Here is a 25,607-nt window from a genome sequence, read left to right on the forward strand (position 1 = left end):
ATGAAATTTTGTTAATATTTTTTTCATCTCTCTCTTAAAAATATACTATAATAGAGACACTACGGAGATGAAAGGATGAGATTAATGTCAAAAGACAGTCAGATTATTGATACTAAGTCACTATATGTAAATCCTGAGCGTGGAGTAGCGACCTTAAATTACAGTCAAAATTACTTCACTGATATTCCTTCATTAGTAAATAGTGATGAAGTAAAGCAAATCGTTAAATTATACTTGGATTCACGAAACCCTGATAATGATGATGATGCTTTTGATAATGCCAGTGTTGATAAGTTTATCGATGTATTAAAGAAGATCCTTTTTGACGATGATAGTGCCTTTGATGAATATGATCCTAAAGATATCTTAGCTAGTGTCGAAGAATTGTATTCATACTATCGTTCATTATTGCGGGTTTCTGTTATCAGTTACAATGATAATAAAATCGTTGGTAACGAATTCCGGACTATTGATACCCAATTTAATGATTTGGTACGAAAGCTTTACCGGATTCTTGAAGAAAAACTTCAAGGCTTTGAAAACCGGACTTACCGACAAGTCAATGCGGCAACTAACGCTACAATTTTAGTTCAACAACATGATTGGAAGATTCCTGCTGGTTATGAAGAACTGCGTGACATTGATTTCATCAATACCGTAATGCTCCGGCCACCAATGATGATGCATACTAAGAGTAACAAGCGGGAAGGTGTCTTCTCGGCTGTAGAAGAGAACCCGGTCGATCGTTTCCATGGTGAACGGGGTAAGTGGTTCTGTTATCCAGCTAAGATTGGTGAAAGTCTTGCCTTCATCTACTTTAACGTTGACTACTTAGTAAACGGGATTGCTCTTTCAAACTTGTTTGAATTAGCATCACCCGAAGAAGTTGAAGGACAAAAGCCAGATCTTGTTGTTCTCTTTGGCCTTGAAAAGACTGAGGGAATGGTTTCACACTATTACCACGATGAGAAGAACGATATTTGGGTTGGGGAAGTACCATATACTGACAAGACCACTTACTTTGGTTACATGAAGAAGATGTGCTTGACCGTTCATAACCTTCACCAAATTTACAATGGTCGTTTGCCAATTCACGGTTCAATGTTAAAGATCAAGTTCACTAATGGTAAGGAAAAGAACGTTGTCTTTTTTGGGGACTCTGGTGCCGGGAAGTCAGAATCAATCGAAGCCTTACAAGAATTAGCTGATGATAAAATTGTTAGCATGGAAACCATTTTTGATGATATGGGAAGCTTTACCTTAACTGATGATGGTCACATCTATGCACAAGGTACAGAAACTGGTGCCTTTGTTCGTTTGGACGACTTGAGCAGTGCGGTTGCATTTAACAACATGGACCGTGGGGTATACTTGAACCCAGAACGGAAGAATGCCCGGGTTATTATTCCAGCTGATACTTACCAAAATGTTGTTAAGCACCATCATATTGACATGTGGTTGTATGCTAACAACTATAGCGATCAAGTTGGAATTCACCGCTTTGACACTAAGGAAGAAGCTGAAAAAGTCTTTATTGCTGGTCAACGAAAGGCCTTGGGAACAACTGATGAAGTTGGGATGAGTAAGACATTCTTTGCTAACCCATTTGGTCCTGTTCAAGAACCAGAAAAGACTAAGCCAGTTATCGACAAGGTCTTCACTGAACTATTTAATAAGGGAGTTTATGTTGGTGAAATCTTCACTCACCTTGGAAATGACAAGTCTAAGGATGCATTGAAGGAGTCTGCCTCTGAATTGCTCGATGTTTTGATGAATAACTAAATTCAAATTACAAAGACGTCAATAATTGAAATAGTCCTGTAACATTTACGTGTTATGGGGCTTTTTTTAGCTTAAAATCGGGATTTTAAATTAAAAATTGGTAAAATAATAGAACATTTGGTTGATTTCCAAATTAGCGAAGGAAAAATTTAGGATAACCGAAGAACGTTGGTATATCAGTAAATGACTCTTTTCGTAAAATGAATATATAAGAAAAAGATGCATATTTGTTACAAAAAATTACAAAAATAGCGGAATTTGAAAAATCGTGGTAACCCATCCGTAACGCTGAACCTGTATAGTATATAACCGTTGATGATATCTAAAACATCAATTTCCAAAACAATTAACATCATATTACTTACAAACTTACAAGAGAAAAGGATGGATTGATTTTTTTATGAAGTTATCTAAGAAAGCAGCTAAGATTACAGCAGCCATTGCCGGTGCCGTTGCTTTAGGTACTGTAGCTACTGCAACCACCGCTAGCGCCGACAGTATTTACACTGTTCAATCAGGCGACACCCTTTCTGGGATTTCTTACAAATTAGGTCATGATTTAACTTTCGTTGATACTTTGGCCTCAAACAACAACATTGCTAACAAGAACTTGATCTACGTTGGTCAAAAGTTAGTAATTAAGGATGACGGTGAAGTTGCACCTGCTACTCAACAACAAGTTGAAACTTTGCCATCAGCAAATACCACAACTCAAAACAACCAAACTAGTTCTGCAGCTACTACTAACAACTCAGCTGCACAAACAGCAACTGCAACAACTTCAGCAAGCAATGCTGCAAGTTACAGTAACTACACATCAAGCGTAGCCGGTAACGATGCTGCCGCAAAGGCATGGATTGCTGCCCGTGAATCAGGTGGTAACTACGGTGCCCAAAACGGTCAATACATTGGTAAGTACCAATTATCCGCATCATACCTTAACGGTGACTACTCCGCCGCAAACCAAGAACGAGTAGCCGACCAATACGTAGCTAGCCGTTACGGTTCCTGGAGTGCCGCACAATCATTCTGGCAATCACACGGTTGGTACTAAAATAGAGCGTGAACCCGTATAAAATTCACGGTTGATAACGATTTCTCCCGCCAATGGTGGTTAATCACCATTGGCGGGAGTTCGTTATCTTGAGTGAATTTAGGGTGAACGCGTTTCGACTATGGTGCCGAGAAACAATTTCTCCCGACTGGGTGCTGAAAGCACCTGGGAGGGAGTTTGTTGTCTTTAAGGGCTTTCCTGCGAACGCATTTCGGCTATGTTGCCGAGAAATATCTTGAGTGAATTTAGGGCGAGCGCATTTCGACTATGCTGCCGAAAAATATCTTGAGTGAATTTAGGGTGAACGCGTTTCGGCTATGTTGCCGAGAAACCAATCTTAACCATATAACATTCAAAAAGCTAATTAGTGTACATCACTAGTTAGCTTTTTTCGATCTTACTGAGTTTAATTACGATAACCAAACTTCTTTTTCTCAATCTAATTATTCATCCCCAAGAGAAACTGGTAAAATAGGTAATTGACATCATGATATTGTGTTTTATTAGGGAGTGAACACTAAATATGGCAATTTTACAGATAAAAGATCTTCACGTTGCGGTTGAAGACGAAGAAACTCATCAACAAAAGGAAATCCTTAAGGGTGTTAACCTTAAAATGCAAACCGGAGAAATTCATGCAATTATGGGACCAAATGGGACTGGAAAATCAACTTTATCCCAGACGATTATGGGACAACCCAATTATCATGTTACACAAGGTGACATTTTATTAAATGGCGAGAGTATCCTTGAGATGCCCGTTGATGAGCGTGCACGAAAAGGATTATTTTTAGCAATGCAGTATCCAGCTGAAATTCAAGGAGTAACCAATGCCGAATTCTTGCGAGCAGCCATGAATGCACGGCGACCAAAGGATAACCAAATTTCAATTATGGATTTTCTCCAAGAACTTGACCAAAAACTTGCACTGCTAGATATGAAAGAGTCGATGACGGAACGTTACCTTAACGAAGGCTTTTCTGGTGGTGAAAAGAAGCGAAACGAAATTCTTCAATTATTAATGATTAAACCAAGCTTTGCGATTTTAGACGAAATTGATTCAGGACTGGATATCGATGCCTTGAAAGTTGTTTCTCGAGGAGTTAATTCCATGCGGGGTGCTAATTTCGGTTCGTTAATCATTACCCACTACCAGCGACTACTAAACTATATTGTTCCCGACACAGTTCATGTAATGATGGGTGGACGAATTGTTAAAGATGGGGGCCCTGAGTTAGCGAAAAAACTAGAAGCTGAGGGGTATGCCGGATTGCGTGATGAACTTGGCTTAAAAGTTGACTTGGTTGACGAAGATAAGTAGGGGTACTAACATTATGAAATTTAGTTATTCACACCTTAAATCCCAACTTCAGCAATATGTAACGAATCAGGAGCCAGAAGAGTTGGCTAAATTGCGCCAAAGTGCATTTCAGTATGTAACGACTGCACAGTTGCCCAAAGTAACCAAATTTAATTTTCAAGATTGGCCACTCATCTCCGCACAGTCAGCGCCTCTTCATTTTCCTGAAGCGGTTGAACGGCTAACGGATTCTGATCAAGTTACAGTAGAAGCAAGTTCACAGAAAGTGACAGTTGTGCTCCCAAATTCACTGAAAAAACAGGGGCTTATTATTAGCGAGCTGGGTTCGATAATCAAGAAGCATCCTCAAATGCTAACCAAGTACTTGGCAAAGGTAATTCAACCAGACGAGAACCTTCTTGCGGCTTACCATACTGCATTTATTAATCAAGGCCTTTTCATATACGTTCCTCGTAATGTTGAATTGAAAAAGCCACTTCACTTGACGGTTAACTTTGATCAGGCTGTTAAAGGGACAATTAATTTTCATTTATTGATTGTTGCTGGGGAAAATAGTCGTTTCCAAATCATTGATCACTTAGTTTCCTCCCGTCAGCAAGATAACCCGTTAACCAATTTTGTGGAAATTATGGCTGAGGAAAATAGCGAAGTCCACTTTTCCTCACTTGATCACCTAGCACAACGAAGTCCCAGTTATTATCAATATCGTGCAGCAATAAAGAACTATGCTAAAGCTGACTGGGCAATTGGCCTAATGAATGAATGCAACACTGTCGGTGGAATTGATTCAGAATTAATTGGTGAAGGAGCACATGCTAACTCACAACTGATTGCCCTAACCACAAATGACCAACAGCTTGGGATTAATAATCGGGTTATTAACCGCAGTCCTCATTCACGGGGATTAATTAATCAACGCGGGGTCGCCCTTGGTAATTCACGACTGATTTTCAATGGAATTGGTCAAATTATTCACGGAGCGCATGGATCTGAAGCTGAACAACAAAACCGCTTATTGATGATGTCACCACATGCAACGGGTGATGCGAATCCAATTTTGTTGATTGATGAAAATGACGTTGAAGCGGGCCATGCAGCGAGTGTCGGCAAGATTAATCAGGATCAGCTTTACTACCTATTAAGTCGGGGGATCCCCCTGCACCAAGCACAACGAATGGTAATCCGGGGATTTTTGAGTGCGGTAATTACGGCGGTTCCTGATAAAAACGTCCGCCAAGAAATGGTTGATATTTTGGAAAGGAAGTTAATGGAAAATGCCTAATTGGGAACTTGTCCGTCAAGATTTTTCTGAATTACACCAAAATATGAACGGTGAACGGCTTGCCTATCTTGATAATGCGGCGACAAGCTTAAAACCGACGTCCGTTATTGACCGGTTAGTCAGCTTTTATCAACGAGAAAATGCTAACGTCCACCGGGGAACATACCAGCTATCATTCAAGGCAACTGCAGAATATGAGAACGCTCGTAAAATCGTTCAACGCTTCATTAATGCTAAAAGTTCCCGTGAGATAATCTTTACCCGGGGAACGACCGAAAGTATTAATTTAATTGCAGCCACTTATGGTGAGCAGAATATTGAGTCGGGGGATGAAATCGTAATTTCGCTTGCGGAACATCACAGCAATTTGATTCCTTGGCAGCAGTTAGCGATCAGAAAAAAGGCGGTCTTAAAATACATTAATTTAACCCCAACCGGTGAAATTGATTTAGCCGATGCCAAACAAAAGATTACCGCTAAAACGAAAATTGTTGCAGTGGCCCACATTGGCAATGTTCTCGGTAATGTTAGTCCAATCAGAGAACTAGCAGAGGTTGCTCACCAGAACGGGGCAATTATTGTTGTTGACGGTGCCCAAGCAGCTTGTCATGTTCCGATAGATGTGCAAAAGTTAGCAGCTGACTTCTATGCTTTTTCGGGACATAAAATGTTGGGACCAACGGGAATTGGCGTTTTATATGGAAACCAACAGCTCCTTGAACAAATGCCACCTTACCAGTTTGGTGGTGAAATGATCACGGATGTTCAACTTGATAATAGTCAGTGGGATCAGATCCCGTATAAATTTGAAGCAGGGACTCCTAATATTGCGGGAGCAGTAGGATTGGCAACGGCAATTAAGTATTTAGAACAGGTTGGGATGACGCAAATAAAGATACGGGATACGGAATTAATGGCTTATTTAGTACCTAAATTAATTGCGATTCCTGGAGTGAAAGTTTACGGTTCACAGAAGCCTCAGCAGCACGTTGGGGTTGTTTCATTCAATCTCGGTACTCTTCACCCTCATGACGTTGCAACGGCATTAGACATGGAAGGAGTAGCCGTTCGTGCGGGCCACCATTGTGCTGAACCACTTGTTCATTCACTGGGGACCAATGCGACCGTTCGCGCTAGTTTGGCGTTTTACAATAATCAAGCTGACTGTGACCAGTTAATTAATGCAATCAAAGAAACAAAGGAGTTCTTTAAGGGTGAGCTTAGATAAATTAAATCAATTATACCGGGCAGTAATTTTAGAACATGCAGCTAATCCTCATCATCATTATGCTGTGGCTAACGCTACTAATGAAAAGACGCTTCACAATACAACTTGTGGCGACACAATTAACTTAAGTCTTCATCTGGATGCAGATAACAGAATAACTGATATTGGCTTTACCGGTCAGGGATGCACGATTAGTCAGGCCTCAGCTAGTATGCTAACTGATGTAATGATGGGTAAAACAATGGAAGAGGCACTAACGATTGCTAAAATCTTTTCTGATGAAGCAATTGGCGAAAAACACTCTGGAGAAGAATTGAACAAGTTAGGGGATGCTCGTGTACTAACCCAAATTATGGAGTTTCCTACCCGGATCAAGTGTGCAACTTTAGCTTGGTGGGCCCTGCAAGAAGCCCTGCTCAAGAATGCAAAAGGAGACAAGTAATCGTGACAGATGTAAATAATGTCCTCGGTAATCAAGACTATCAATATGGATTTCATGATGATGTGAAGCCACTTTATTCAACGGGACGCGGATTAACTGAGGCAACGGTTCGTAAAATTTCGGCAGAAAAGCATGAGCCGCAATGGATGTTGGATTATCGGTTAGAGTCATTTCATATTTATCAAAAAATGGCGCTACCTAAGTTCGGTCCAGATCTATCAGGCTTGGACTTAGAGAACATGTTATATTACCAGAAAATGACCGATAAGAAGTACCGAGATTGGAATGATGTTCCTGAAGAGTTAAAACGTACTTTTGATCGTCTTGGGGTGCCAGAAGCAGAACGAAAATACCTCGCTGGTTCAGCTGCTCAGTATGAGTCAGAAGTTGTTTACCACAACATGAAGCAACAATTTGCCAAACAGGGGATCGTTTTCACTGATACTGACACTGCCTTACAAAAGTATCCAGACCTATTCAAGAAGTGGTTCGGAAAGTTAGTTAAACCAGCTGATAATAAATTTGCTGCGCTGAACGGTGCCGTGTGGTCCGGTGGATCCTTTATTTATGTTCCTAAGGGTGTTAAGGTCAAAACGCCAATCCAGGCTTATTTCCGGTTAAATGCGGAGAATACGGGGCAGTTTGAACGAACGTTAATTATTGTTGATGAAGGTGCTAGTGTTGATTACGTTGAAGGGTGTACTGCACCAAATTATTCGTCCGATAGTTTGCATGCTGCAGTAGTTGAAGTGAATGTTTTAAAAGATGCTTATTGTCGCTACACGACGATCCAAAACTGGTCAAAGAATGTTTATAGTTTGGAGACGAAGCGGGCAGCTGCAGCCGAGAACGCCACAATGGAATGGGTCGATGGAAACCTTGGCTCCAAAGTTACCATGAAGTACCCGAGTGTCTACTTAAATGGTCGTGGTGCTCGGGGAACAATGCTTTCAATTGCAGTAGCCAGTGATCATATTCATCAGGACTCAGGAGCACGGATGATCCACAATGCCCCGAATACTTCTAGTTCGATTGTTTCTAAGTCGATTGCCCGAACGGGTGGTTCAACAGATTATCGAGGAAATATCCGCTTTACCGAAAAAGCTAACGGTTCAAAAGCTCACGTGGAATGTGACACGATTATTATGGATGACCAATCATCATCAGATACAATTCCGATTAACGAAATTAATAACTCGGATGTTACGATGGAGCATGAGGCGAAGGTTTCAAAAATTTCTGAAGAAAAGCTCTATTATTTAATGAGTCGGGGAATTAGCGAACGAAAAGCGACGGAAATGATTATCATGGGCTTTGTAGAACCCTTTACGAAGAAACTGCCAATGGAGTACGCAGTTGAGCTAAATCGACTGATTAGTTTTGAAATGGAAGGTTCGATTGGCTAAGGGGGATTATCATGTTAGATAAAGAGAAATTAAGTCCTATTGAACAAGAGGTCCTTAAAAAATTGCAAACCGTGATTGATCCGGAATTGGGGATTGATTTAGTCAATCTGGGCCTTATCTACGGAATTGAGGTTAATGATCAACAATGTAAAATTACGATGACCTTAACAACGATGGGCTGTCCAATCAGTGATTTGCTTTATAAAATGATTAAGGAGGCTGTTCTCCAAGTAGCAGAGATTACGAAATGTGAGATTAACCTTGTCTGGGAGCCAACTTGGACTCCAGAAAAAATGAGCCGTTTTGCACGAATAGCATTAGGTGTTCGGTATTAAGGGTAAAGGAGAATTAACCTGGTTCGAAGATAGCTTTTGGATTTTAAAAACAACCTAAGATTAGTTCAGAACGAACTAATTTTAGGTTGCTTTGTTTTTATCTAGATTGGAGACTATCTAAATTGTTGCTAAGGGTTCTTTAGTTTGGGGTTTTGGAAAGGCCTTTGCGAGTGCTTCAAGTTCATCGGTAGAGAAACTAATATTTAATGCTTCAACATTTTCTCTTGCATGGACGGGACTAGCTGCCTTGGGAATTGCTAGGGTATGTTGATCACGAATTACCCAGGCTAACATTATTTGGTAGACAGTTACTTGATGATTAGCGGCCAATTCTTTTAGTAAGGGATTGGTTGTTAAATTGCCGCTTAATCGATCTCCCTGAGAAAGTGGGGAATAAGCGATTAGTGGTAAGTTATTAGCCCGCATGAGCGGAAGAAGATCATATTCAATTCCCCGTTGATCAAGGTTATACAGATCTTCATTAGCAACGCATTCTCGACCATGAGGAAGTGCCCATAATTCTTCCAAATCAGCAACATCAAAATTTGAAACGCCCCAGTGACGAATCTTTCCCTTAATTTGCATCTTAACTAGTTCATCTACCGTTTCTGCAAGGGGAATTCCGCCTCGCCAGTGAAGTAGGTAAAGATCAAAATAATCAGTTTGCATTAGCTTAAGACTCCGATCAAGGCTTTTTTCCAATCGTTGATGACCAGCATTCTGGGGCAGTACCTTATCGATGAGATAAAGCTTTGACCGGTCAAATGATTTAATTGCCTCACTGGTAAGCTTTTCCGCCCGTCCTTGACCATACATTTCGGCAGTATCAATTACGGTTGCTCCTGCATCAATTGCTACTTGAATTGCTTTTACCTCTTCAGCATGTTTGGCTGGCTTTTCACCAATATTCCACGTACCAACACCAACCGCTGGTACGGTTGTTTGGCCTAACCGTACTGTATCCATCAAATCCCTCCTTAAATTAACTACGATTTGATCCTACCATGCTTCGTTAATAAATACATCTAATTAATATATGATTATAAATTCATATGTCAAAATAAAAACAGGTCTTTCTTGGATTAATGGTAACAGCCTGTTGAGGACTATTACCAAGGTATTGGTCAAGAAAGGTGTAACTGTTTTTAGCACTCTTTAATCTTAAGTGCTAAAAATGGTTGCACTTTACCTAATGGTGGTTAAGATAAGAAGTGTAATCAAGATCAAGTTAACGGAAAGGAAGCTTTATTATGGCTAACGATTTAACACGTCGGAATAACTTTTTGGATAACATGATGAATATGCGGAACTTAATGAATGATGATTTCTTCTCTGACTTTACGCCAGTTGAAGATCATATGAAGACTGACATTGAAGAAAATGACAAGCAATATCAAGTAAAGATAGATATGCCAGGCTTTGACAAGAAAGACATTCACATTAGTTACACGAATAATATTTTAACCATTACAGGTCATCGTGATACAGTTGATGATGAGGCTGATAAGAACGGTCATATTCTTCATAGCGAACGGCGCTATGGTCAAATGAGTCGCCAATACCGCTTGCCAGATGTTGAACGAAAGAATATTACCGCTCATTACGAAAACGGTGTTCTTTCACTTGCCTTACCAAAGAAGCAAGCTGAAAGCGATGATGATACTCGGATCGAGATTGACTAGCTAATAGTTAAAGGTAAAAAAGAGGATCCTAGCATTCAAAGCAGAATGCTAGGATCCTTTTCATTTAGTTGAAAGCTTGAACAATTTTTAGAACACCGAAGATAATTAGGAAAACAGAAATAATCCAAACAACCGTTAAGGCAGAAACAACAGGACTAAAGAGGAGAATTGCTCCTAGAATAACCCCTAGAATGCTAAAGATAATGGTTAACCAGTAGTAACCACCACTGACACCTTTGAAAAGACGACCAACGGAAAATTCCATAATGGAATCCAAAATAAACCAGATAGCAAAAATAATTGCAATGTATAACGTGCCGAAGCCAGGATGGAAGATAAAGATGATTCCTAAGACGATGTTCAGTATACCAAGAACTACAATCCAGCCAGTGCCCTCACCGAGTGAACGAAGAAAGCGGCGCCGAATTGTTAGTTCGAAGATCCCATCAAAAAGGAAGACAACTCCAATAATAACAGACAATAAATGTAAGGTTTTATCTGGTCGGGAAAACGAAAGAAATCCTCCAAGAATAAAAAGAATTCCAATAAGTAGACTAAACCAGTCGAACCGCCGATGCGAAACATTATTCATAGCGCATAGCTCCTTTCTCTGATAAGTTAATCATACCGCAAAAAAAGAAATAATGGTTGTACTATATGTTGCCTCCAGAATGTTTGTAAGCAGAAAGAAAACCGATGAAAGATATAGGTGCTTCATCGGTCTCTAGTTTTTAAATATGTTCCTTGATACCATTCTTAAAATCCTTGTCGATCTCCTTAAGAATTGGTAGAAGGTAGTTAATATATTCATGATATGCTTCGATTGGCTTCATGTCCTTGCCATTAGCCTGGACTAAAGCAATAGCAATATCATGAGCCCTTTGTTCGTTTGAAATCATTATAATCACCTCATCAGTAATAGTTTACCAAACTTTTCTATGATAGGAAAAAGGGATGGATTATTTTATCAATAAATCCTCGATCAAGTAATTTTAGTCCATAAAAGCCAACTATTCCGCCAATGGTGTTGGTAATAATATCATCAATATCCGCTACTCGACCAATGTGGAAAAGAAAGTCACAGACAAATTGATTTCCCTCAATAAAGAAACTGAACAGAAAGCTGAGAGTAAGAATAGTGACAAACGAACTTTTGCGGTTGACCAGATATAATAAAATACCTAGCGGGATCGTCATGATGATATTTAATAACCATTCTAAATCTAACTGTTGAAAGGGAAGAAGATTGTATGGTACTCCGTGAAAATAGCGTAAATTACGGTTAGCAGAAATAAAACTAAAGGTAACTGGAGTCAGGCAAAGACGAAGGATGATAACAAAATAACATAGAAAAGCAAAAATTGTTAATCGTTTACTAAACTGCTGATAACGCGAAGAGGCATTAATTGCTAAAACAAGTGCAATAACAAAATAACCACAAAATGGAAACCAGTGTAACAAATTCATTCCCTCCTTTCATGAAAAAAGGTATACAATAAAATTTCGGATAAACTATTTACCATTATCAAATAAAACAATCTAAAAAGCGATAGTTTATTAGTGGTTTTTTACGAGAAATTAAATTTAAGGAGAATTGAACCATATTGGCACAAAATAAAATGAAGCGTAGCCTAAAAAGTCGCCATATTCAACTAATGGCACTTGGTGGCACCATCGGGACTGGACTATTTTTAGGATCAGGTCAAGCAATTCACTCTGCAGGTCCTGCAATATTATTAGCTTACATTATTACCGGAATTATCTGTTTTTGGATTATGCGGGCACTTGGTGAACTTTTAATGTCAGATCTTAATTACCGTTCATTTGTTGATGCAATTCGTGTTTACCTTGGCCCACGAGTAAGCTTTATTACGGGCTGGGCGTATTGGGCCTGTTGGATCGCATTAGCCATGGCAGAAATCACTGCAATTGGGATGTATTTTCAGCTATGGCTTCCTCACGTTCCTCAGTGGATACCGGGGTTATTAACATTAATTGTCCTTTTATGCATTAATTTAATTACTGTTAGTGCATTTGGTGAATTACAATTCTGGTTTGCATTAATTAAAATTTTGGCGATTGCGTTGCTGGTCCTTGTTGGGGTTGGTATGATGCTAGTTAGCTTTAAGAGTACTAGTGGTTATGTTGCTTCACCAGGGAATTTATTCAATAATGGTGGTTTCTTTGCTGCTGGCGCAAAGGGGTTCATCCTTTCGTTTCAAATGGTAGTATTCGCCTTTGTTGGAATTGAAATGGTTGGGATGACGGCAGCTGAAGCAGAAAATCCGCGTCACGTTATTCCCCGGGCAATAAATGCAATTCCTTTTCAAATCTTGTTATTTTATGTTGCCGCACTGGCGGTAATTATGTGTATCTATCCTTGGGATCGCTTAGCACCGTCAAAGAGTCCTTTCGTAATGGTTTTTAATGACATTGGCTTACGTGGGGCAGCCAGTTTAATTAACTTTGTCGTTGTTACGGCTGCAGCATCTGCATGCAATAGTTCACTCTATACTACGGGGCGGATGCTTGCGGAGTTAACATCAACATCGCACCGGCCAGGAATTAGGCTAGTTAGCAAATTATCGCGAAATTCTGTTCCAGCACTAGCAGTTATTATTTCTGCTGGCGTAATTGCTATTGCCGCGGTCTTAAATTTGATAATGCCTGGTGGAGTTTTTACGGTCATCTCGAGCATTGCCACGACGAGCTTTCTCTTTATCTGGGCAACAATAATTGTGACCCATTTAAGGTACCTTCAATCTAATCCCCCAGAACGGTCTTTTAAGGTCCCTGGGGCACCGTATACTGATTACCTAGTATTAACCTTTTTAGCCTTTGTTTTGGTTGTTTTGTGCCTTGATAAACAAACGCTAGGGGCATTGATCTTTACTTTGATTTGGTTTGCAATTTTAGCGGTTGCGTCACTATCTCAGCCACGAAAACAAAAATAGAGTGTAATTCAACAAGGAAACTTGTTCCGATAAGGTCCCTGTTGAGCTACACTCTTTTCTTTTGGTAGTAACTATTCTTTTTATCTATTCAAATGTAATTTTCTTTGGCAATTAGGACAAATACCATGGACCTCAATATTATTGCCAGTGACGAGATAACCAGTTTTTTCTCTAGTCATGGCAGCTAGATCCTTACTAATTTCTGTAAAGTGAGGGTCAAACACGTCAGTAATTTGACCACAATTATCACAAATAACGTGGTAGTGAGGATGACCAAAGTAGTCATAATGAGTGCTGCCATCACCGTTCTTCAATTCGATGACGAGGTTATAATCGACGAAAAGTTTTAACGTATTATAAACCGTCGCCATACTAATGTTGTCAACACTATCCTTTAAATCCTCGTAGATCATTTCCACGCTTGGATGAGTATGGTGCGAAATTAAGTAGTTTAGAATCGTTTTTCGTTGGGGAGTAACTCTAACGTGATTTTCCCTAAGTTGTTCAATTGCTCGATCAAATTCTGCTTCAGCCAATTTACTCACCTCACTAGTTTAAGAGCCTTAATTTACGTTAAGTATAACATTTACAATTGTGATTTTAAACTTTATAATACAATTTGATTATTAATAATAATTCTAAAGAAGGGGATTTTATGAGAGAGTCAATTGATCAAAATGGCCGACCATATAGCCGGTTCTGGTTTATTTTTACATTATTAATTGGAACTTTTACGATGTCGATTAGTCAATCATCCTTGTCGACAGCTTATCCAACGTTAATGAGAGCTTTTGGAATTTCTGCCTCGACAGTGCAGTGGCTAACAACAGGTTTCATGCTGGTCATGTGTGTCAGTATGCCAATTAGTCCGTGGATGCTGAATAATCTTAATTTTAAGACCATGTTTATTGGTGCATTAGCCCTGTTTGATATTGGTTCATTGATGATTATTTTGACCCCTGCTAGTTGGGGAGTATCTGGTTTCTGGTTTATGATGATTGGTCGGGCAATGGAGGCCTTTGCTGTGGGTGTTCTGTTTCCGTCGTATCAATCAGTCCTTCTTGAGATAACACCGCGAGAAGCTCGGGGAACGACAATGGGAATTGCTGGCTTAGTAATGGGCTCGGCATTAGCTTGTGGCCCAATTGTTTCCGGAATAATTCTCAAATTCTTTACTTGGAAGAGTCTGTTTATTTTCTTTATGATCATCATTACTGTGATCATTATTATGGCTGGCTCAGGACTTATCCGTGACGTTATGCAGAGACATGAAAGCAGCCTTGACTGGCTTTCGGTTTTCTTGTCTATTGGTTTGATTGGTGTAATGTACGTAATTAACCAAATTGGTAAAACGAAGATTAACTGGACAATTAGTGGCACAATCTTGCTTGTAAGTATTTTAGCTATTATTTGGTTCTGTATTCGGCAATTAAAGCTCCAGAATCCACTATTGGAACTTCGGGTAATGAAAACCTTTAATTACGATTTAGCGATTTTACTAACTTCAATCTCTTACATTGCCCTGATTGTGACGACGATTATTTTTCCGCTGTATTACCAAGGAGTGCTTAAAGTTAGTCCATTCGTTTCAGGAATGTCGCTTGTCCCTGGAGCTGCTTTACTAAGTATTCTTAACCCACTGACGGGAAAGCTAGCCGACAAAATTGGCTTTAAACCGACAATGCTTGTGGGGATGGCAATGATTGTTGCTGGCTGGTTTGCCGGTCTCTTCTTGATTAACCAAATGAGTTTATGGATTATGATCCTTTGTGCGATGGTTATTGAAGGAGGAAATGCTTTTGTGATGATGCCTGCCGTTACCTTAGGGGCTAATTCTCTACCTAATGAACTGGTTCCTCATGGGACGGCCGTTATTACAACAGTACGGCAAGTCCTTGGTTCTACCGGAGTTGCTGTATCAACAATCATTTTAACAACTGTAACTAGTCATAACCTTAGCCGCGGAATGGGAAATCTCAGCGCGGCCCTTAGTGGTTACCATTATGTCTTCTTAACAATGTTAGCCGTTGAAATTGTTGGTCTCCTTTTGGCTCTTGCTTTAAAGAATACCGTTAAAAAAGATGCAAAAGCTTAATTATCTCGTTTTGAATATATAGAAAGACTTAATGAGGTGATCAAATGGCAACGAGAAGACCGCTATGGGCAGAAACATCTGAATTAATGCGTAATTATTATGATACGAAGTGGGGGTTCCCTGAACATGATGATCGTGAACTATTTAAGATGCTGACATTAGAGTTATTTCAATCTGGGTTATCATGGTCAACAATTTGGAAGCGAGAGGCTGCTTTTGAAAGGGCATTTGCTGGTTTTGATGCAGCTAAGGTTGCGGCATTTGACCAGAATGACTTTGAGCGATTAATGAACGATTCAACAATCATTCGCAATCGGCGTAAAATCATGGCAACGATCAACAATGCCAAGATAATTCAAGAATTATTAGCAGATGGTGAAACGCTAAATAACTATGTATGGTCATTTGTTAACTTTAAGCCTCAGCGGTTACAATTAAACGGAAAACGTTTACCGTCACAAACAATTGAATCGAGAAGAATGGCTAAAAAAATGAAAATGGATGGCTTTCAATTTGTTGGGCCAACGACAGCTTATTCATTTATGACCGCTGTTGGGATGGTTAATGCTCGTGAAGATTAGTTAATTTATGTTTGAATATGGTCAGTAAATTATGCTAAGATGGTTCTCGTTATAAAGCAAATTCCCGATAGGATTCACATTACTGTGAAGATGCCTTGTAACCACTGAATGTTTCAATTGCAACTTGCATATGGGGGAATTAATACACATGGTAGAAAAACATTTATTTACTTCAGAATCTGTTTCTGAGGGGCATCCTGATAAGATTGCTGATCAAATTAGTGATGCTATTTTAGACGCAATGCTTGAACAAGATCCTGATTCACGGGTCGCTGTTGAGACTTCTGTTACGACCGGCCTTGTATTGGTTTTTGGTGAAGTTTCAACTAAGGCATACGTTAATATTCAAAAGGTTGTTCGTGATACAATTCGGCGGATTGGCTATACAGATGGTAAGTATGGCTTTGATGCCGATAACTGTGCAGTAATTACTGCAATCGATGAGCAATCACCGGATATTGCCCAAGGGGTTGACGATTCTCTGGAAACTCGTGAAGGGGATGCTGATCCGCTTGATCAAATTGGTGCCGGTGACCAAGGATTAATGTTTGGTTACGCAACTGATGAGACACCAGAATACATGCCGTTAACTTTGATGCTTAGTCATAAGTTAATGCAACGGATTGCTAAGCTTCGTAAAGATAATACTATTCCTTACCTTCGTCCAGATGCTAAGGCTGAAGTCACTGTTGAATATGACGAAAACGATAAGCCTTTGCGGGTTGATACTGTTGTGTTGAGTACACAACACGATCCAGAAGTTTCACTTGATCAAATTAAGAAGGATGTTATGGAGCAAGTCATTAAGGCTGTTATTCCTGCAGAATATCTTGATGATCAAACTAAGTACTTCATTAACCCAACTGGTCGTTTTGTTATCGGTGGTCCTCAAGGGGATGCCGGGCTAACTGGTCGAAAGATCATTGTCGATACCTATGGTGGCGCTGCTCATCATGGTGGCGGTGCTTTCTCCGGTAAGGATGCTACCAAGGTTGACCGGTCAGCTAGTTATGCTGCACGCTATATTGCTAAGAATTTAGTAGCTGCTGGCTATGCAAAGAAGCTTGAAATTCAAGTTGCCTACGCTATTGGGGTCGCTGAGCCAGTATCAATTTCAATTGATACTTATGGTACTGGTACCCGGAGTGAAGCAGACTTAATTGCTGCTGTACGTAAGGTATTTGATCTTCGTCCTGCGGGAATTATTAAGATGCTTAATCTTAAGCGCCCAATTTATGAACCTACTGCAGCTTATGGTCATTTTGGCCGAACTGATGTTGAGCTACCATGGGAACAACTGGATAAGGTTGAAGAATTAAAGAAGGTTCTTGGCTAGTTTGATGCTTGCATTTACGAATGCTGGTTGTTAGAATATCATTAAATATTTGATCGAATTGGAAATAGTAATTGTTAGTTAATTCTTCAGAGATCGTGTGGTGCTGGAAACACGAGGATTACTAACAATGAACTCGTCCAAAAGGATTATTACTGAAATGTAGTAGGTAATAACGTCTGCCGCGTTATGGCGTGAAGTGTTATGGTTATTCTAACCATGGAAATTCGGGTGGTACCGCGGAGTAAATTCGTCTCGTAGAATAGTTTTCTACGGGGCTTTTTTATTACGATCAAACAGAAGGATTATGTAAATAAAAGGAGAGAAAGATATGGCTTACGATCACACTGCCATTGAAAATAAGTGGCAACGATTCTGGAAAAAGAATGAGACATTTAAGGCTAACCTAAACAAGGATCAAAAGAAATACTATGCCTTGGACATGTTCCCTTACCCATCTGGACAGGGACTTCACGTTGGTCATCCAGAAGGTTATACTGCGACTGATGTGATGTCACGAATGAAGCGGATGCAAGGATACAATGTTTTACATCCAATGGGGTGGGACGCTTTTGGTCTTCCCGCAGAGCAATACGCATTGAAGACCGGTCATAACCCCAAGAGTTTTACTAACCAAAACATTGATCATTTTCGTAACCAAATCCAATCACTTGGTTTTTCATATGATTGGGATCGGGAAGTTAATACAACTGATCCAGAATATTACAAGTGGACTCAATGGATTTTTGAACAACTCTATAAGAAGGGCTTAGCTTACGAAAGCGAGATCATGGTTAACTGGGCACCTGACTTTATGGGTGGAACAGTTGTTGCTAACGAAGAAGTTGAAGATGGTAAAACTAAGCGTGGCGGCTACCCAGTTTACCGAAAGCCAATGAAGCAATGGGTTTTGAAGATTACTGCCTATGCAGATCGCTTAATTGATGATCTTGACCTTGTTGATTGGCCAGAAAGCGTTAAGGAAATGCAACGTAACTGGATTGGTCGTTCAGAGGGTGCTTCCGTTTACTTCCCAGTTGCGGGAGATGAAGATACTAAGATTGAAGTCTTTACTACTCGTGCAGATACATTATTTGGTGCATCTTACGTTGTTCTTGCTCCTGAACAAGAGCTAGTTGACCAGTTAACTACTCCTGAAAATAAGGAAGCAGTTAAGAAGTACCAAGAAGAAGCTTCCCGGCGTTCTGATCTTGAACGGACTGATCTGAATAAGGATAAAACGGGGGTATTCACTGGTTCATACGTTATTAACCCGGTTAATGGTGAAAAGTTACCAATTTGGATTAGTGACTATGTCCTAGCATCGTATGGTACAGGTGCTGTAATGGCAGTCCCATCTGGTGATCAACGTGACTATGACTTTGCTAAGAAGTTTGATTTACCAATTAAGCCGATTATGGAAGGGGCTGATCTTTCAGAAGGTGCCTTTGACGGGGATGGCAAGCACATTAATTCTGGTTTCTTGGATGGCTTGAATATTGCAGATGCCAAGAAAAAGATGATTGAATGGCTTGATGAACATAATGCTGGTCACAAGAAGGTCAATTACCGTCTTCGGGATTGGATCTTTAGTCGGCAACGTTACTGGGGTGAACCTATTCCAGTAATTCACTGGGATGATGGTCGGACCACCTTAGTTCCAGAAGATGAATTACCATTGAAACTACCTGACACTGATAACATTGAACCATCTGGTACTGGTGAAAGTCCATTGGCTAACGTTAAGGATTGGGTCAATGTTTATGATGATCAAGGTCGACATGGGTTACGAGAAACAAATACAATGCCACAATGGGCTGGTTCATCATGGTACTGGCTCCGGTATACTGATCCACACAACAGTAAGGAATTTGCCTCAAAAGAAGCGTTAGATTACTGGTCTCCAGTAGACCTGTATGTCGGTGGGGCGGAACACGCTGTTCTTCACCTTCTTTATGCACGGTTCTGGCATAAGGTCTTATACGACTTGGGTCTTGTACCAACTAAGGAACCATTTATGAAGTTGGTTAACCAAGGAATGATCCTGGGAGCTAACCATGAAAAGATGTCCAAGTCTAAAGGAAATGTCGTTAATCCAGATGATATTGTTGAAAAATATGGTGCGGATACCCTTCGCCTTTACGAAATGTTTATGGGACCATTAACTGAATCCGTTCCGTGGGATGAAGAAGGGCTTCATGGCTCATACAAGTGGATTCAACGGGTATGGCGCTTATTGATGGATGAAAATAACCACCTTCGCGATCGGGTTTCTAACTTTAATGATGGTAAGCTGACTAAGGTTTACAACCAGACCGTTAAAAAGGTTACTGAAGACTACGAACGGATGCACTTCAATACGGCTATTTCTCAATTAATGGTCTTCGTTAATGAAGCATTTAAGGCTGATGATCTTCCTGTCGAATACATGGAAGGCTTTATTAAGATGATTTCACCAGTGGTACCGCACGTTGCTGAAGAATTGTGGAGTCATTTTAACGTTAGTGATACAATCGCCTATCAACCATGGCCAACATATGATCCCAAGGCATTAGAAGAAGACGAAGTTGAGATGATTATTCAAGTTAACGGGAAGCTTCGTTCAAAGATTAAGATGGCAAAGAATATTGATCGTGAAGAAGCACAAAAGTTAGCTCTTGCTGATGAGCATGTTCAAAAGTTTACGGATGGCAAGGACATTAAGAAAGTTATTGTTGTTCCAAACAAGATTGTAAATATTGTTGTTAAATAGAAAATGATAAAGGGATTGTGACATAAGTACTTTTACCAAGTTCAAATACGAACAGCGCGGTACGCAAATGGGTTCCAGTGTCCGGTATAACCGAACTCTGGAACCCTATTTGCGCTCGCGGGGGCGTGAAAACGAAGTCATAAATGACTTCTGTCACGCTCTCTTTCGTTCGTGGTAAAATATTGGTTGTTTCAAAAAGAAAAAGTGAGGAATCAAAATGGAAATTGTTAGTTATCCGGCAATTTTTCAACAAACAAATAACCAGGTTGAAGTCGATTTTCCAGATCTGCCCGAAGCATTTACTCAGGGAAAAGATATGGCGACAGCGATGGAATTTGCTAAGCTAGGATTAGCCATTACACTAAACGACAAGTTAGGTCATTTTGAAAAAGCTCCGCAAGTTAGTGAGTTAGCCAAAGTACAAGCAGCTCATCCAGGAGCAGTGGTGAAAATGGTAACAGTTGATTTGGAGCAGTATTAGCAAAGATTTCTTAAAATAATTTGCGACAATGCTCCATTAAGGATAGAATGATTAGTATTGATTTTAAAAAGTAAAAGGTAGGATTTAAAAGTTATGAGTGAAGGACAGCAAAAGGATACTGCTCGTTCAAAAATGCTGAATGGTTCGGCATGGATGACGGCGGGGAATATTACTTCGCGCATTCTTGGGGCGATTTATATTATTCCCTGGGTTACCTGGTTAGGGGCGTACAGTGACGAAGCCAATGCCTTGTACGCTCAAGGATATAATATTTATAGCCTCTTTATTACCATCTCAACTGCAGGGATCCCTTCAGCAATTTCCAAACTGGTTGCTCACTATAATGGATTAAATGAGTATGGGGTCAGCCAAAAATTAAATCGATCGGCATTGTACATGGCGCTCGCGTCGGGGGTCATTTGCGGTACCATCATGATGTATATCGCTTCATGGCCAATCGTTTACAATGGTGATACAAACTTAATTCCCGTATTGCGGTCGTTAGCTTGGGCAATCTTCATTATCCCGTTAATGGCAATTAGTCGGGGGATTTTCCAAGGGTACAGTATGATGGCGCCCTCTGCAATTTCACAGTTTGTGGAACAGCTCTTTCGGATAATTTACATGTTAGGAGCAACTTACCTAATCATGAAGATTCAAAAGGGCAGTTGGGTTGCAGCAGTTAGCCAGTCAACGTTTGCTGCCTTTATTGGTGCGATTGGTGCTTGTGTTGTTCTCTTCTTGGCATGGCTGAAGTATCGGGGGGGTATGCGCGGAACCGGTACTATTGAACAGCCAGTCACTGAAGTATCAACGACTGAACTAATCTTGAAGATCGTTTATCAATCAATTCCATTTATCATTATTGAATCAGGGATTAATCTCTTCCAGATAGTTGATCAGTATAGTTTTAAGCGGATGATGCCATTAGTCGGGCATTTTTCTAAGTACCAAATTGATGTTTTATACGCCTTGTTTGCGTTTAATGCCAATAAACTTTACATGATTATTATTGCCTTAGCCAACGCCTTAGCTGTTACTGCTATTCCGTTATTGGCGATGGCACGGGCAAAAAATGATCATGCGGGAATGAGAAACCAAATTGAGAATGTCCTAATGCTCTTTTATTTTGTAATGATTCCGGCTGTTCTTGGCTTATATGCGGTTGCCCAACAGGTATACACCGTCTTTTATCGGTATAATCATGCGGGGGTAATCGTCCTGGAATTTGCTGCTTTCATCTCTATTCCGTTAGGTTTGTATACAGTTGCAGCGGCAATGATGCAGGGGATTTCTGAGAACCGGCGAATGATGAAATACTTAGGAATTGGGCTGCTAATTAAGTTAGTAATTCAATTCCCATGTATCTGGATTGCGCAGGGCTTAGGACCATTGCTGGCTACGGGGATTGCGATGATGGTTATTAATTACCTTATTATCCATTCATTTAATCAGGAATTCCGTTTGAACTTCGAACAGATGGCGTTGCCAACCAACCAAATCTTGGCATACTCACTTGTTATGTTAGTGGCTACTAAAGGTGTAATGCTTTTATTAGGATTATTTATTAGTCCTTATGGGCGTTATACTGCTTTCTTCACTTTAGTAATTGGCGTTATTGTTGGGACAGGAGTCTATGGTTACTTATCATTACACTTCCGTCTTGCGGATAAGTTGCTTGGTAGCCGTGCACAAAGATTACGACAATTATTCCATATGAGTTAACGTAAAACTGAAGAAGCTGGGAATAGTTAAAGTCCGGGAAAAACAAACCGTCTTTCCCGGACTATTTATTTTTAAAGCTTTAATTGTAAAAGTGATTAACTCAGGAAACCGATCTGGTGCTCAGTCTGACCGCTCTCCATTTTCTTCATAAATGATGGTAGGGCTCGACTGATTTGGTGTGGAAGAACGATGTATTGATTTTTGGCGATCTGTTCAGCTACCGCACTATGAGCATAGACAGCTGCTAAAACTGCCTTTAATGGAGTCTTGGAGAATTCGGCAGTAAAACCACCAACCATTCCGGCAAGCGTATCACCCATGCCACCAACAGCTTGAGCAGGAGTACCAATTATTAATTGATAAACATCATCATTAGTATAAATCTCTGTATGGTGCTTTTTAAGAACGACAGTAGCGTTTAACTTTGCTTGTGCTTCCCGATTTCGTTCTTCGCTCTGTTCTGCTATTTTAATTCCTGAAAGACGCTGCCATTCCATTTGGTGCGGGGTGTAGATAATATTACCCTTTGGTTGAGCGAGACCTTCTCGAGCCATTAGGGTAATCGCAGAACCGTCAATAACAACGTTTTGCTTTTCGTTAGTATGGTCAAAAACATTTTTAAGAATTGCTAAGCTGGTTTGATCATCCCCAAGGCCTGGACCAACGACCACCGTTGTAGCAGGTTCAACTAAGGATGCTACTTGGTCAGCATTATTAAAATCAGCAAACATTGCTTCTGGTAGTTGTGAATGAAGAGCTCCTGAATTACTAGGATCAGTAGCAGTGGTAACTAGTCCGGCACCAGAACATACAGCAGCAGTAGATGCCATAATAATTGCTCCACCAAAGTTACGGTTACCGCCAATTAAGGTTACCTTCCCGTATGTTCCCTTAAAGCTATCGTTAGGGCGTGGCTTAATAACGTCAAACAGGATTTGATCAGTTAATTTTTTCATTTTAATGCTCCTTTATATCAAGTGCTTTCAAACTGAAAACGACTACTTTCATGGTATCATTATTTTAACGAAAAGATTAACGGAGGTTGATAAAATGACGGATTGGATGAAAGCAGCACAAAGTCAGGAAGAAAGCTACCTTAAAGATTTAACTAACCTGTTGAAAATTCCAAGTGTTCGAGATGATAGTGCAGCTACGGATGAATATCCATTAGGACCGATGCCAGCGAAAGCTCTGCAAGAATTTTTGAAGATGGCAAAGCATGATGGCTTCCGAACAAAGAATATTGATAACCTTGTCGGATATGCAGAGTGGGGTGATGGTGATGAAACCTTAGCAATTCTAGCTCACCTTGATGTGATGCCTGCTGGGAAGGGTTGGGATACCGATCCGTTTGATCCTGTTATTAAGGACGGTAACTTATATGCTCGAGGTGCTTCCGACGATAAGGGTCCCGGAATGGCTTGCTATTATGCTCTTAAATACTTGAAGGATCAAGGAGTTAAGTTCAATAAAAAGGTTCGTTTTATTGTGGGAACGGATGAGGAAAGTAATTGGACAGGGATGCACCGCTACTTCGAAGTTGAACCGGCACCGACAATGGGCTTCTCACCAGATGCAGAATTTCCGGTAATTAACGGTGAAAAGGGTCAATTCTCGTTACTCCTTGATGTTCCTGCAGGTAATAGTGGCAAGACTCAGCTTAAGAGTTTCCAATCTGGCTTGCGGTTCAACATGGTTCCTCGTGAAGCGGTTGCCGAAATCACAGTAGCGGATAAGGAACGGGTAATGAGTGAATTTGGACAATTTATCGAAAACAACCCAGTAACTGGTAAAGCCGAGGAAACGATGGACGGCTTAAAACTAACTATGATTGGGAAAGCCGCTCACGGGATGGAACCCGAAAAGGGGATTAATGCGGGAACATACTTAGCTTCATTTCTGAACCAGTACGAGTTTGCTGGTGGTGCCGCTAGTTTCATAAGTTTTCTTGCTAATTACCTTCATCTTGATACGAGAATGGAGAAGTTTGATTGTGCATTTACTGATACTGTAATGGGTGAATTGACAATGAACGCCGGAATCTTGGATTATGATGAGAAGAATGGCGGTAAAATTAACATGAATTTCCGTTATCCAAAAGGAATTACTCCAGATGAAATTCAGGCAAAGGTTGAAAAGGTAACCAAGCCATTATTTATTACCGTTAGTCAGGGTGACGGTCAACTACCACATTATGTCGATCCTAATGATCCAATCGTTAAGACATTAATGGAAGCATATATTGATATTAGTGGTGATCAGAGTGCTAAGCCTGAAGTAGTTGGCGGTGGAACTTATGGCCGGTTAATGAAACGTGGAGTTGCTTTTGGTGCTCTTATGACTAATACCCCAAATACAATGCACCAAGCAAATGAATATCAGCCAGTCAACGATTTAATTGCTTCAATGGCAATTTACATGCAAGCCATTAATAACCTTGTGGCAGATTAATCGACGCTAAAGCAATATGGTAAAATAAGGTTAAGGGTAGATGAATTTCTGGAGGTGTCAATATGAGTTATCAAAAGATCCTTGTCGGAATTGACGGTTCAAAGCAATCAGAAATGGCTTTTTCAAAGGCTATTGATATTGCAAAGCAAAACGATGCAGCATTGTACTTACTTAGTGTAATTAATGGTGAACGCTATCCAACAACAAGTCCAAGTGGTTTTGGCTTTGTTGATAAGAGCATTTATGATTCTGCTATTCAAGAGATGAACAAACGTTTAGCTAAAAATAAGCAAAAGGCTGAAGAAGCTGGAGTTAAGGAAGTTCATACTGATGTTGAAATTGGGAATGCTAAAGTAGAATTAGCCGAGAAGTACCCAAAGGATAACCAAATCGATCTAATCGTAATTGGCGCTACCGGGTTAAATGCGATTGGTCGCCTAATCGTTGGTTCAACTGCTGCTTATACTGTTAGAATTGCTCCTTGTGACGTGACAGTAGTTAAAACTGATTTAGAAAATAAGAAATTAGATATTAAAGAAAGTAGTTATCCTGAGATTTAACTACTAGTTCAGAAGACTTCTGGGATCGGATATTTCCTCATCCCAGAAGTTTTTTTACAGTAAAATTATGATTTAGTAAAAATTAACTATGGAGAACTAATAATTCTGTGTTTTTGATAACGTATGTTCGATAAAGCATGCTA

At 40.1% G+C, this 25,607-nt stretch carries 24 protein-coding genes, 1 riboswitch and 1 other annotated feature; of the genes, 18 read left to right on the forward strand and 6 right to left on the reverse strand.

Features of this window, described 5'->3' with window-relative positions:
* The first annotated feature begins 84 nt into the window (after positions 1 to 84).
* The 8 genes from MR181_RS06405 to MR181_RS06440 all read left to right on the forward strand — a co-directional run bounded on the left by MR181_RS06405 (position 85) and on the right by MR181_RS06440 (position 8,850).
* Entirely contained in the window at positions 85 to 1,782 is a 1,698-nt protein-coding gene (locus MR181_RS06405) for a phosphoenolpyruvate carboxykinase (RefSeq protein ID WP_242336241.1), read from the forward strand.
* 400 nt (positions 1,783 to 2,182) lie between these two features.
* A complete protein-coding gene (apf, locus tag MR181_RS06410; RefSeq protein WP_191911381.1) occupies positions 2,183 to 2,836 on the forward strand; it encodes an aggregation-promoting factor in 654 nt (217 codons plus the stop codon).
* Positions 2,837 to 3,359: 523 nt separating this feature from the next.
* Positions 3,360 to 4,157: a Fe-S cluster assembly ATPase SufC gene (gene sufC / locus MR181_RS06415; RefSeq protein WP_191911380.1), complete on the forward strand. Its 798-nt coding sequence runs from the start codon at positions 3,360 to 3,362 to the stop codon at positions 4,155 to 4,157.
* 13 nt (positions 4,158 to 4,170) lie between these two features.
* A complete protein-coding gene (gene sufD / locus MR181_RS06420) occupies positions 4,171 to 5,439 on the forward strand; it encodes a Fe-S cluster assembly protein SufD (RefSeq protein ID WP_242336244.1) in 1,269 nt (422 codons plus the stop codon).
* Positions 5,432 to 6,667: an aminotransferase class V-fold PLP-dependent enzyme gene (locus MR181_RS06425; RefSeq protein WP_242336247.1), complete on the forward strand. Its 1,236-nt coding sequence runs from the start codon at positions 5,432 to 5,434 to the stop codon at positions 6,665 to 6,667. The genes sufD and MR181_RS06425 overlap by 8 nt, the downstream gene beginning before the upstream one ends.
* A complete protein-coding gene (sufU, locus tag MR181_RS06430; RefSeq protein ID WP_242336250.1) occupies positions 6,654 to 7,109 on the forward strand; it encodes a Fe-S cluster assembly sulfur transfer protein SufU in 456 nt (151 codons plus the stop codon). Before MR181_RS06425 ends, sufU begins: the two co-directional genes overlap by 14 nt.
* Before the next feature lie 2 nt (positions 7,110 to 7,111).
* Positions 7,112 to 8,515, forward strand: coding sequence for a Fe-S cluster assembly protein SufB (gene sufB, locus MR181_RS06435; protein WP_242336253.1), 1,404 nt, complete (start codon positions 7,112 to 7,114; stop codon positions 8,513 to 8,515).
* An 11-nt stretch (positions 8,516 to 8,526) separates the two neighbouring features.
* A complete protein-coding gene (locus tag MR181_RS06440; protein ID WP_191911375.1) occupies positions 8,527 to 8,850 on the forward strand; it encodes a metal-sulfur cluster assembly factor in 324 nt (107 codons plus the stop codon).
* Positions 8,851 to 8,967: 117 nt separating this feature from the next.
* On the opposite strand, the gene MR181_RS06445 is transcribed toward MR181_RS06440, so the two are convergent.
* On the reverse strand, positions 8,968 to 9,816 hold the full coding sequence (locus MR181_RS06445) for an aldo/keto reductase (RefSeq protein ID WP_242336256.1): 849 nt from the start codon (positions 9,814 to 9,816) through the stop codon (positions 8,968 to 8,970).
* Positions 9,817 to 10,100: 284 nt separating this feature from the next.
* Between MR181_RS06445 and MR181_RS06450 the strand changes: the two genes are divergently transcribed.
* Positions 10,101 to 10,532 carry an Hsp20/alpha crystallin family protein gene (locus MR181_RS06450; protein WP_242336259.1) on the forward strand — a complete coding sequence of 144 codons (432 nt, stop codon included), beginning with the start codon at positions 10,101 to 10,103 and terminating at the stop codon, positions 10,530 to 10,532.
* Between the two features lie 64 nt (positions 10,533 to 10,596).
* Here the strand turns inward: MR181_RS06450 and MR181_RS06455 are convergent, their stop codons facing one another.
* The 3 genes from MR181_RS06455 to MR181_RS06465 all read right to left on the reverse strand — a co-directional run bounded on the left by MR181_RS06455 (position 10,597) and on the right by MR181_RS06465 (position 11,993).
* Positions 10,597 to 11,124, reverse strand: coding sequence for an HdeD family acid-resistance protein (locus MR181_RS06455; RefSeq protein WP_242336262.1), 528 nt, complete (start codon positions 11,122 to 11,124; stop codon positions 10,597 to 10,599).
* Between the two features lie 139 nt (positions 11,125 to 11,263).
* Entirely contained in the window at positions 11,264 to 11,431 is a 168-nt protein-coding gene (locus tag MR181_RS06460; RefSeq protein ID WP_164476887.1) for a hypothetical protein, read from the reverse strand.
* 37 nt (positions 11,432 to 11,468) lie between these two features.
* On the reverse strand, positions 11,469 to 11,993 hold the full coding sequence (locus tag MR181_RS06465) for a VanZ family protein (protein ID WP_242336266.1): 525 nt from the start codon (positions 11,991 to 11,993) through the stop codon (positions 11,469 to 11,471).
* Between the two features lie 158 nt (positions 11,994 to 12,151).
* Between MR181_RS06465 and MR181_RS06470 the strand changes: the two genes are divergently transcribed.
* Entirely contained in the window at positions 12,152 to 13,486 is a 1,335-nt protein-coding gene (locus tag MR181_RS06470) for an amino acid permease (RefSeq protein ID WP_242336437.1), read from the forward strand.
* Positions 13,487 to 13,566: 80 nt separating this feature from the next.
* On the opposite strand, the gene MR181_RS06475 is transcribed toward MR181_RS06470, so the two are convergent.
* On the reverse strand, positions 13,567 to 14,022 hold the full coding sequence (locus tag MR181_RS06475) for a Fur family transcriptional regulator (protein WP_191913138.1): 456 nt from the start codon (positions 14,020 to 14,022) through the stop codon (positions 13,567 to 13,569).
* A 119-nt stretch (positions 14,023 to 14,141) separates the two neighbouring features.
* On the opposite strand from MR181_RS06475, the gene MR181_RS06480 reads away from it, so the two are divergent.
* The 6 genes from MR181_RS06480 (at position 14,142) to MR181_RS06505 (ending at position 22,453) form a co-directional block, all read left to right on the forward strand.
* Positions 14,142 to 15,581: an MFS transporter gene (locus MR181_RS06480; protein ID WP_242336269.1), complete on the forward strand. Its 1,440-nt coding sequence runs from the start codon at positions 14,142 to 14,144 to the stop codon at positions 15,579 to 15,581.
* A 44-nt stretch (positions 15,582 to 15,625) separates the two neighbouring features.
* On the forward strand, positions 15,626 to 16,162 hold the full coding sequence (locus tag MR181_RS06485) for a DNA-3-methyladenine glycosylase I (protein ID WP_242336272.1): 537 nt from the start codon (positions 15,626 to 15,628) through the stop codon (positions 16,160 to 16,162).
* A gap of 44 nt (positions 16,163 to 16,206) precedes the next feature.
* Positions 16,207 to 16,313, forward strand: a riboswitch (SMK box riboswitch).
* Positions 16,311 to 17,498 carry a methionine adenosyltransferase gene (gene metK / locus MR181_RS06490; protein ID WP_102169104.1) on the forward strand — a complete coding sequence of 396 codons (1,188 nt, stop codon included), beginning with the start codon at positions 16,311 to 16,313 and terminating at the stop codon, positions 17,496 to 17,498. Its footprint overlaps the riboswitch before it by 3 nt.
* Positions 17,499 to 17,541: 43 nt before the next feature.
* Positions 17,542 to 17,756: a binding site (T-box leader), on the forward strand.
* A gap of 70 nt (positions 17,757 to 17,826) precedes the next feature.
* Positions 17,827 to 20,247: a leucine--tRNA ligase gene (gene leuS / locus MR181_RS06495; protein ID WP_242336274.1), complete on the forward strand. Its 2,421-nt coding sequence runs from the start codon at positions 17,827 to 17,829 to the stop codon at positions 20,245 to 20,247.
* A 217-nt stretch (positions 20,248 to 20,464) separates the two neighbouring features.
* The gene (locus tag MR181_RS06500) at positions 20,465 to 20,728 is read left to right on the forward strand and encodes a type II toxin-antitoxin system HicB family antitoxin (protein WP_242336278.1); all 264 of its coding nucleotides are present in this window, start codon (positions 20,465 to 20,467) and stop codon (positions 20,726 to 20,728) included.
* A 93-nt stretch (positions 20,729 to 20,821) separates the two neighbouring features.
* On the forward strand, positions 20,822 to 22,453 hold the full coding sequence (locus MR181_RS06505; protein WP_242336281.1) for a putative polysaccharide biosynthesis protein: 1,632 nt from the start codon (positions 20,822 to 20,824) through the stop codon (positions 22,451 to 22,453).
* Between the two features lie 95 nt (positions 22,454 to 22,548).
* Here MR181_RS06505 and MR181_RS06510 read toward each other — a convergent pair whose 3' ends face one another.
* Complete coding sequence (locus MR181_RS06510; protein ID WP_242336284.1) at positions 22,549 to 23,409, reverse strand: NAD(P)H-hydrate dehydratase; 861 nt, start codon at positions 23,407 to 23,409, stop codon at positions 22,549 to 22,551.
* A 94-nt stretch (positions 23,410 to 23,503) separates the two neighbouring features.
* On the opposite strand from MR181_RS06510, the gene pepV reads away from it, so the two are divergent.
* Both pepV and MR181_RS06520 read left to right on the forward strand, forming a co-directional pair.
* A complete protein-coding gene (gene pepV / locus MR181_RS06515; protein WP_242336287.1) occupies positions 23,504 to 24,904 on the forward strand; it encodes a dipeptidase PepV in 1,401 nt (466 codons plus the stop codon).
* Between the two features lie 62 nt (positions 24,905 to 24,966).
* Positions 24,967 to 25,464 carry a universal stress protein gene (locus MR181_RS06520; RefSeq protein WP_191911361.1) on the forward strand — a complete coding sequence of 166 codons (498 nt, stop codon included), beginning with the start codon at positions 24,967 to 24,969 and terminating at the stop codon, positions 25,462 to 25,464.
* Positions 25,465 to 25,607 lie beyond the last annotated feature (143 nt).

This window comes from Limosilactobacillus urinaemulieris (assembly GCF_932750685.1).
GTDB classification, from domain to species: domain Bacteria; phylum Bacillota; class Bacilli; order Lactobacillales; family Lactobacillaceae; genus Limosilactobacillus; species Limosilactobacillus urinaemulieris.